Genomic DNA, 8853 nt, shown 5'->3' on the forward strand with positions numbered 1-8853 from the left:
GTCAGGCGGGACGGAGTTCGGCTACCAGCTCGTCGTCCTCCGTCGCGCCGGTGGGGTGGAAGCCCAGGGCGGTGTAGAGGGCGGCGGCCGGCTTGTTGTCGGGGTGGTAGCTCAGGCGGATCGGCTCGCCCGCCTCGGCCAGCCGGTCGGCGAGCGTCCGCACCGTCGCACGGCCCAGACCCCGGCCCTGCTCGGCGGCGTCGATCACCATGCCACCGATCCAGCGCGACCCGTCGTCGTCCACGCCCCACATGACGTGGCCGACGACCGTCTCGTCGGCGTAGACCGCCAGCGAGTTCCAGACGTCCGAGCGCTCGGTGAGCAGCAGATAGCGGGCGGCCAGCGCGAACACGAAGGCGCGCTGGTCGTCACGCGGGGCGACGTCGGCGACGGCCCGCCAGTTGTCGTCGTCCACCGGCCGCAGCGTCACCCGGCGGCCGGTGCGGTCGGAGTGCCCGGAGTCGATCATGAGCAGAGGGTACGCCCAGGTCAGTCCAGCAGGGCGTCCAGGCCGACCGTCAGACCGGGCCGGCGGCCCACCTCGCGGACCGCGAGCAGCACGCCGGGCATGAACGACACCCGGTCGTACGAGTCGTGCCGGATGGTCAGCGTCTCACCGGTGGTGCCGAACAGCACCTCCTGGTGGGCGACCAGGCCGGTGGCGCGCACCGCGTGCACGCGTACCCCGTCGATGTCGGCGCCGCGGGCGCCGGCCACCTCGTCGCGGGTGGCGTCCGGCACCGGCCCGAGCCCGGCGTCGGTGCGGGCCGCGGCGATCAGCCGAGCCGTGTGGGTGGCGGTGCCGCTCGGCGCGTCCAGCTTGCGCGGGTGGTGCTGCTCGATGATCTCGACCGACTCGAAGTGCCGGGCCGCGCGCGCGGCGAACTGCATCATCAGCACCGCGCCGATGCCGAAGTTGGGGGCGATCACCACGCCCACGCCGGGACGGCCGGCCAGCCACTCGCGTACCTGGTCGAGCCGCTGCTCGGTGAAGCCGGTGGTGCCGACCACCGCGTGCACGCCGTTCTCGACGCACCAGCGCAGGTTGTCCATGACCGCGTCCGGGGTGGTGAAGTCGACGACCACCCCGGCGCCCGCCTGCGCCACAGTGGCCAGATCGTCGCCCTGGTCGACGGCCGCGACCAGCTCCAGGTCGGCGGCGGAGTCGACCGCCTTGCAGACCTCCATGCCCATCCGGCCCCGGGCGCCCAGCACGCCGACCCGGGCCACCGTGTTCTGCTGCTCAGTCACGGGCCACAACCTATCCCAGCCCGCACGGCGCGGTCCGGCGGACCGCACCGACGCCCGGCATCCGGCGAACCGGCGCGGCCGACGCCCGGCCGACCGGACCGCCGCCGCTCAGCGGTCGACGGTGAAGCTGCCGGAGTCGAACGGGCCCACCACGGCCAGCGACATCGGCCGGCCGAGCAGCTCGGCGGCGAGCGTGTTCACGTCGTCGAGGGTCACCGCGTCCACCCGGGCCAGCAGGTCGTCCACCGGCATCAGGTTGCCGTAGAGCAGCTCGCCCTTGGCGAGCCGGCTCATCCGCGAGCCGGTGTCCTCCAGCCCGAGCACGAACGAGCCCTTGCTCATCCCCTTGCCCCGGGCCAGTTCCGCCTCGGTGATCCCCTCGGCGGCGACCCGGGCCAGCTCGGCGCGGGTCAGGTGCAGCACCTCGTCCACCTTGCCCGGAGCGCAACCGGCGTAGACGGCGAACACGCCGCTGTCGGCGTACTGGCTGGCGTAGGAGTAGACCGAGTACGCGAGGCCGCGCTGTTCCCGGATCTCCTGGAACAGCCGGCTGGACATGCCGCCGCCGAGCACGTTGTTGAGCACGCCGAGGGCGAAGCGCCGCTCGTCGGTGCGGTCGATGGCCGGGCAGCCGAGGACGACGTGCGCCTGCTCGGTCTCCTTCGGCTCGACGAGCGTGGTGGCCGGCTTGGTGCGTACCCCCGGGGTGGACGGGCGGTGCGACGCCGGCGCCGCCGGGTCGGTGTCCAGCGGGGTGCCGCGCAGCGCCTGCCGGACCAGCTTGACCACCGCGGCGTGGTCGAGGTTGCCGGCGGCGGCGATCACGATCCGCGGCGGGGTGTAGCGGCGGCGGTAGAAGCCCTGGATCTGCCGCCGGCTCATCGGCGTGACGGTCTCCTCGGTGCCGGAGATGAGGCGGCCCAGCGGGTGGTCGCCGTAGACGGCGCGGGTGAACAGGTCGTGCACCTCGTCGCCGGGCTCGTCGTCGTGCATGGCGATCTCTTCGAGGATGACGCCGCGCTCGGTCTCCACGTCGGACGGGGTCAGCACCGAGTCGGCGACCAGGTCGCACATGACGTCGATGGCCAGCGGCAGGTCCTCGTCCAGCACCCGCGCGTAGTAGCAGGTGTATTCCTTCGTGGTGAAGGCGTTGGTCTCGCCGCCCACCGCCTCGATCTGGGACGAGATCTCCAGCGCGCTGCGCTTGTTGGTGCCCTTGAACAGCAGGTGTTCCAGGAAGTGCGCGGCGCCGGCCTGCGGGCCGGTCTCGTCGCGCGAACCGACCGCCACCCAGATGCCGAACGACACGCTGCGCATGGCCGGGATCGCCTCGGTCAGCACCCGCAGCCCGCTGGGCAGCACGGTACGGCGGACGGTGCCGCCGAGCGGGTCGTCGCTGAGCGTCCGGGTGACCGCGCGGGCGGCCGAACCCGGCCCGGTCGACGTCACCCCCCGTCCCGTCGAGGCGGCTGACGAACTCACGAGCACCTGCTCTCCGGATGACGAGGGACGGCGGGACGTACGACGGCTCCAGCTCGCGCAGGCGACCTGGAGCCGTGGTCCGGCCCGGGTGACGCGGACGTCACCCGGGCCGGCGGTGGATCAGCTGTGCCGGGTCCGGCGACGCGGACGGGACTCGCCGCCGCCCTCGCCGCCCTCGGAGCGGCGCTCGCCGCGCTCCCGGTCGCCGCCCCGGTCACCCCGGTCACGCGGGCCGCGGTCGCCGCCGCGGTCCCGGCCCGACGGACGGTCGCCACCCTCGGCGGCGGCCGGCGCCGCGGCGCCCTCCGGGCGGATCTTGTCCAGGTAGATCTTGCCGCGGGCGTCGATGTCCGCGATCTCCACCTCGACCTTGTCGCCGACGTTGAGGAAGTCCTCGACCTTCTCGACCCGCTTGCCGTCGCCCACCTTGGAGATGTGCAGCAGACCGTCGCGGCCCGGCAGCAGCGAGATGAAGGCGCCGAACGCGGCGGTCTTCACCACGGTGCCGAGGAACCGCTCGCCGACCTTGGGCAGCGTCGGGTTGGCGATGCCGTTGATCCGGTCCACCGCGGCCTGGGCCGCCGGCCCGTTTGTGGCGCCGACGTAGATCGTGCCGTCGTCCTCGATGGAGATCTCGGCGCCGGTCTCGTCCTGGATCGCGTTGATGGTCTGGCCCTTCGGGCCGATCACCATGCCGATCTTGTCGACCGGGATCTTCACGGTGGTGACCCGCGGCGCGTAGTCCGACATCTCGGCCGGCGCCTCGATGGCCCGCTGCATCACGTCGAGGATGGTCTGCCGGGCCTCGTGCGCCTGCTGCAGCGCGGCGGCCAGCACGTCCGACGGGATGCCGTCGAGCTTGGTGTCGAGCTGGAGCGCGGTGACGAAGTCACGGGTGCCGGCGACCTTGAAGTCCATGTCGCCGAACGCGTCCTCGGCGCCGAGGATGTCGGTCAGCGTCACGTACTGGGTCTTGCCGTCGACCTCGTCGGAGATGAGGCCCATGGCGATGCCGGCGACCGGCGCCTTCAGCGGCACACCGGCGGAGAGCAGGCCCAGCGTCGAGGCGCAGACCGAACCCATCGAGGTGGAGCCGTTGGAGCCGAGCGCCTCGGAGACCTGCCGGATGGCGTACGGGAACTCCTCGCGCGAGGGCAGCACCGGGATCAGCGCCCGCTCGGCGAGCGCGCCGTGGCCGATCTCGCGCCGCTTCGGCGAGCCGACCCGGCCGGTCTCACCGGTCGAGTACGGCGGGAAGTTGTAGTTGTGCATGTAGCGCTTGCGGTTCTCCGGGGACAGCGTGTCCACCATCTGCTCCATGCGCAGCATGTTCAGCGTGGTGACGCCCAGGATCTGGGTCTCGCCGCGCTCGAACAGCGCCGAGCCGTGCACCCGCGGCAGCACGCCGACCTCGGCGGTCAGCGGGCGGATGTCACGCGGGCCGCGGCCGTCGATGCGGACCTGCTCGCGCAGCACCCGGTTGCGGACCTCGGACTTGGTCAGCGAACGGAACGCGGCGGACAGCTCCTTCTCGCGGCCCTCGAAGCGGCCGGTCAGCTCCTCGGCGACCTTGGCCTTGATCCGGTCCAGGGCCTCCTCGCGGTCGGCCTTGCCGGCGATCTTCAGCGCCTCGGCGACCTCGGCGCGGGCCACCTCGGCCACCGCGTCGTACGCGTCGTCCTGGTAGTCCAGGAAGATCGGGAACTCGGCGACCGGCTTGGCGGCGACCTCGGCCAGCTCGCTCTGCGCCCGGCACAGCTCGCGGATGGCCGGCTTGGCGGCCTCCAGGCCGCTGGCCACGATCTCCTCGGTCGGCGCGGTCGCGCCGCCCGAGATCAGGGTCACCGCGTTCGGGGTGGCCTCGGCCTCGACCATCATGATCGCGACCTCGCCGTCGGCCAGGGTACGGCCGGCCACGACCATGTCGAACGTGGCCCGCTCCAGCTCCTCCAGGGTCGGGAAGGCGACCCACTGGCCGTCGACGTGCGCGACCCGGGTCGCGCCGATCGGGCCGGAGAACGGCAGGCCGGACAGCTTGGTCGACATCGAGGCAGCGTTGATCGCCACCACGTCGTACGGGTGCTGCGGGTCGAGCGCCAGCACCGTCTCGACGACCTGGACCTCGTTGCGCAGGCCCTTGACGAACGACGGGCGCAGCGGCCGGTCGATCAGCCGGCAGGTGAGGATGGCGTCCTCGCTGGGCCGGCCCTCACGGCGGAAGAACGAGCCGGGGATCCGGCCCGCGGCGTACATCCGCTCCTCGACGTCCACGGTCAGCGGGAAGAAGTCGAACGACTCGCGCGGCTGCTTGCCGGCCGTGGTGGCGGAGAGGACGACCGTCTCGCCGAGCTGGGCGACGACGGAGCCGGCGGCCTGGCGGGCCAGGCGGCCGGTGGAGAAGGTGATCTCACGGGTGCCGAAGGACCCGTTGTCGATCACCGCGGTGCGGGATTCGGTGCCGAGGTTGGTCTCGGTCATGTGCTGTGGTGCTCCTTCGCGTCGTCGGCCGACGACACGGGAACTGCTCAGGCGGCCGGTCTTCGATCGAAGCGCCCGGGTGGGCCGGCGTCGTGCCGGGATGCCCGGGGGCCACTACCGGAGACCGGTGCTGACCGGCTCCCTCTTCGGGTGTCGCGCGGCCGGGGTTCTTCGGTGGTACTGCAACGGGGGAGCGGCCAGGCGGCCACTCCCCCGTCAGGTCATCGGCGCAGGCCGAGCCGCTCGATGAGCGACCGGTAGCGGTTGATGTCCTTCTTCTGGACGTAGTTCAGCAGCCGGCGGCGCCGGCCGACCAGCAGCAGCAGCCCACGGCGGCTGTGGTGGTCGTGCTTGTGCACCTTCAGGTGCTCGGTGAGCTCAGCGATCCGCTTGGTCAGGACCGCGACCTGCACCTCGGGCGAGCCGGTGTCGCCCTCGGCGGTCGCGTACTCCTGGCGGATCTTGGCCTTGGCTTCCTGGTCGAGCGCCATGTTCTCCCTGTTTCGTGGGTCATTCGATGAGGTCCGGAGCGGTCGTGGTGACCGGTGCAACGGACCGGTTCCTCGCACCCGCGGCGTCGTGCAGGCACGCGAGGCCCCCGTCGGTCAGCCGACGTCTCCGCCAGCCTACCAGCCCTCGGGACGGACGGCCGGTCAAGGTCGCCCGAGCGGGTCAGGACACCGCCCGGCGGGTGCGCTCCACGTCCTCGGCGATCTGGGCCACCAGCGGTTCGATCGCGTCGTACGTCCGCTGCTCGCGCAGGTGCGCCACGAAGTCCAGGGCCAGCCGCTCGCCGTACAGGTCGCCGGTGAAGTCCAGCGCGTACGCCTCCACCCGCCGTTCCCGGCCGGAGAACGTCGGGTTGGTGCCGATCGACACGGCCGCGGCGAGCGGTTCGCCGTCGCGGCGCACCAGGCGGGCCGCGTACACGCCGTCGGCGGGCACCGCCGCGTACCTGTGGGTCAGCAGGTTGGCGGTGGGGTAACCCAGCTCACGTCCGCGCTGGTCGCCGCGGACCACCACGCCCTCGACCCGGTGCGGGCGGCCGAGCGCCGCCGCCGCCGCGCCCACGTCGCCCGCGTCGACGCAGGACCTGATGTACGTGGAGGAGAAGACCGTCCCCGCCTCGGCGACCAGCGGCGCCCCCTCGACGGCGAAGCCGAAGGTGCGGCCGAGCCGTTCCAGCAGCGGCACGTCCCCGGCCGCCCGGTGCCCGAACCGGAAGTTGTCGCCGACCACCACGAGCGCGGCGTGCAGGTGCTCGACCAGGACGTCGTGCACGAACGCCTCGGGTGGCAGCCGGGAGAACTCGACCGTGAACGGCACCACGCAGAGCACGTCCACGCCGAGCGCCTCGATCAGCTCGGCCTTGCGCGCCGGCTCGGTGAGCACCGCCGGGTGCGAGCCCGGGCGCACCACCTCGGCCGGGTGCGGGTCGAACGTCACCACCACCGACTTGACGCCCAGCTCCCGGGCGCGCGCCACGGTGTGCCCGATGGTGGCCTGGTGCCCCCGGTGCACGCCGTCGAAGACGCCGATGGTGACCACCGAGCGTCCCCAGCCGCCGGGCGCCGCCTCGTACCCCCGCCACCGCTGCATGCCGTTCCTCCCCCTGTCCGCCCGCGCGCCGTTCAGGCCGGGGCCAGCACGATCTCCGCGCGGGCCCGACCGTCCCGCTCGCTGACGATAGCGATCAGCCCGCCCGCCGGGTCGAAGACCGCGTACGGCCCGGTGATCCCGGCCGGGGTCAGCGGCCCGCCGTGGGAGAGCACCCGGGTCTCGTCGGCGGTGGCGTCCCGGCGCGGGAAGAACCGCGCGGCGGCGGCGTCCAGCGGCAGGTTCACCACGTCCGGCGCGCGCTGCTCCAGCTGGTCGAGCGTGGCCGCCTCGGCGAGCGTGAACCCGCCGACCGCGGTGCGGCGCAGCGCGGTGAGGTGGCCGCCGACGCCGAGCGCGGCCCCCGCGTCACGGGCCAGCGCCCTGATGTACGTGCCGGACGAGCAGGTCACGTCCACGTCCACGTCCACCACGTCCGGGGCGTCCCGGCGGATGTCCCGCACGTCCAGCCGGGAGACGGTGACCCGGCGGGCGGGCAGCTCGACCGTCTCGCCGTCGCGGACCCGCTTGTACGCCCGCTGGCCGTTGATCTTGATGGCGCTGACCGCGCTCGGCACCTGGTCGATCTCGCCGGTGAGGGCGGCCAGCGCGGCGCGTACCCCGTCGTCGGTGACCGCGCCGGCCGGTGTGGTCGCGACCACCTCGCCCTCGGCGTCGTCGGTGACCGTGGTCTGCCCCAGCCGGATCGTCGCGGCGTAGCTCTTGCCGGCGCCGATCACGTACGTGAGCAGCCGGGTCGCCCGGCCCACCCCGATCACCAGCACGCCGGTGGCCATCGGGTCCAGCGTGCCGCCGTGCCCCACCCGGCGGGTACGGGCCAGCCGGCGGATCCGGGCCACGACGTCGTGCGACGTCATGCCGCCGGGCTTGTCGACCACGATCAGACCGTCTGTGCTCACGACCGCCAAGCCTGCCAGACGGCGCCGATCCTCCCTGCGGGGGATACCGCCCTGCTTCGGCGGGGTGTCAAGATCGTGCGCCCCCGCCCCGTCTGCCCGGGAAGTCCGATGACCGATCACCGTTCCGTCCCCGATCCCCACGCCACCGATCGCCCGTCGGAGGACACCCTGGGACGGGTACCCGAGTGGCTGCGCCAGCCCGCGCCCGAGGTCGAGCCGGGCCGCGGCGACCGCCTGCGGATCGCGCTCGGCGGGCACTCCGGCAAGCTGCTCGGCGGCGTGGTCGTGCTGGCGCTGCTCGCGTTCTTCGGGCTCGTCGGCGGCCTCGGCTACCAGGGCTTCCAGCGCTGGCGGGAGCCGCCCGCCGAACACCCCACGGTGAGCCTGCCGGTCGGTGAGCAGGCGTCCTCGTCGGCCTCGCCGCCACCGGCCGCCGGCCCCTTCGACGGCACCCCGGCAGCCGGCTTCCCCGAGGGCACGGCCGGGATCGCGCTGCCCCGGGCCAAGCGGACCGGCGCGTTCACCGAGAAGCAGGTGGCAGACACGCTGGCCAAGGTACGCAAGGCGCTGATCACCGCCCGGCTGGACCGCACGTTCTTCACCGCGAAGGACCCGGAGCGGCTGGTCCGCCAGTTCGCCCCGGACGCGCGGGCCGGCGTACGCGACGACTTCCCCACCGGCGAGGCGGGCACCTACTCGACCCGGCTCGCCCCCGGCGCCCGGCTCACCGACGACGAGCCCCGGGTCAAGGGCCGGATCAGCTACCGGGCGACGAAGGACCGGGACGGCATCCGCATCCTGGAGGTGACCACGAACTTCGTCTGGGCGTACGCGTTCTCCACCACCCGCCCCGCCCCGGGCGCCGGCGTGGTGGTGGTCCACGACACGGTGAAGTGGAGCGTGCCGCACCCGGCCGACGTGGTCACCGGTTCCGCCGGGCTGTGGATCGAGCGGGCCGACTCGTACGCCTCCAACATCGACTGCGCCGCGCTGGACAAGGGGCTGCTGGCGCTGGGCCGGCCCTCGTTCGCCGGTCCGGCCGACCCGGACCCGGACGCGGTCTTCGACCCGGACAAGACGGTCGACCTGCCGGACACCTGCTGAAACTCGGGCTTCACCCCGCCGC

The 8853-nt window shown here is 73.4% G+C and carries 8 protein-coding genes; 1 reads left to right on the forward strand and 7 read right to left on the reverse strand.

The features are described 5' to 3' along the window. Position 1: 1 nt before the first annotated feature. From BAW75_RS28210 to truB, 7 genes are all read right to left on the reverse strand, one after another. Complete coding sequence (locus BAW75_RS28210; RefSeq protein WP_104115539.1) at positions 2-469, reverse strand: GNAT family N-acetyltransferase; 468 nt, start codon at positions 467-469, stop codon at positions 2-4. A gap of 20 nt (positions 470-489) precedes the next feature. Continuing rightward, positions 490-1251: a 4-hydroxy-tetrahydrodipicolinate reductase gene (dapB, locus tag BAW75_RS28215; RefSeq protein WP_104115540.1), complete on the reverse strand. Its 762-nt coding sequence runs from the start codon at positions 1249-1251 to the stop codon at positions 490-492. Between the two features lie 108 nt (positions 1252-1359). After that, complete coding sequence (locus tag BAW75_RS28220) at positions 1360-2700, reverse strand: M16 family metallopeptidase (RefSeq protein ID WP_199495900.1); 1341 nt, start codon at positions 2698-2700, stop codon at positions 1360-1362. Between the two features lie 153 nt (positions 2701-2853). Continuing rightward, positions 2854-5211: a polyribonucleotide nucleotidyltransferase gene (locus BAW75_RS28225; RefSeq protein ID WP_104115541.1), complete on the reverse strand. Its 2358-nt coding sequence runs from the start codon at positions 5209-5211 to the stop codon at positions 2854-2856. 221 nt (positions 5212-5432) lie between these two features. Continuing rightward, positions 5433-5702, reverse strand: a complete 270-nt coding sequence (rpsO, locus tag BAW75_RS28230) for a 30S ribosomal protein S15 (protein WP_013284678.1) — start codon at positions 5700-5702, stop codon at positions 5433-5435. Positions 5703-5883: 181 nt separating this feature from the next. Further along, entirely contained in the window at positions 5884-6810 is a 927-nt protein-coding gene (locus tag BAW75_RS28235; protein ID WP_030503409.1) for a bifunctional riboflavin kinase/FAD synthetase, read from the reverse strand. 32 nt (positions 6811-6842) lie between these two features. Next, positions 6843-7727 carry a tRNA pseudouridine(55) synthase TruB gene (gene truB / locus BAW75_RS28240; protein ID WP_104115542.1) on the reverse strand — a complete coding sequence of 295 codons (885 nt, stop codon included), beginning with the start codon at positions 7725-7727 and terminating at the stop codon, positions 6843-6845. Between the two features lie 108 nt (positions 7728-7835). Here truB and BAW75_RS28245 point away from each other — a divergent pair, with 108 nt between their 5' ends. After that, a complete protein-coding gene (locus BAW75_RS28245) occupies positions 7836-8831 on the forward strand; it encodes a hypothetical protein (RefSeq protein WP_104115543.1) in 996 nt (331 codons plus the stop codon). Positions 8832-8853 lie beyond the last annotated feature (22 nt).

The sequence above is a fragment of the Micromonospora chalcea genome (assembly GCF_002926165.1).
GTDB classification, from domain to species: Bacteria; Actinomycetota; Actinomycetes; order Mycobacteriales; family Micromonosporaceae; genus Micromonospora; species Micromonospora chalcea.

Bases quoted from the DNA above. Each gene is read 5' to 3' on its own strand.
- BAW75_RS28210 (WP_104115539.1), bottom strand. From the start codon at position 469: ATGATCGACTCCGGGCACTCCGACCGCACCGGCCGCCGGGTGACGCTG.
- BAW75_RS28235 (WP_030503409.1), bottom strand. From the start codon at position 6,810: ATGCAGCGGTGGCGGGGGTACGAGGCGGCGCCCGGCGGCTGGGGACGC.
- BAW75_RS28225 (WP_104115541.1), bottom strand. From the start codon at position 5,211: ATGACCGAGACCAACCTCGGCACCGAATCCCGCACCGCGGTGATCGAC.
- rpsO (WP_013284678.1), bottom strand. From the start codon at position 5,702: ATGGCGCTCGACCAGGAAGCCAAGGCCAAGATCCGCCAGGAGTACGCG.
- BAW75_RS28245 (WP_104115543.1), top strand. From the start codon at position 7,836: ATGACCGATCACCGTTCCGTCCCCGATCCCCACGCCACCGATCGCCCG.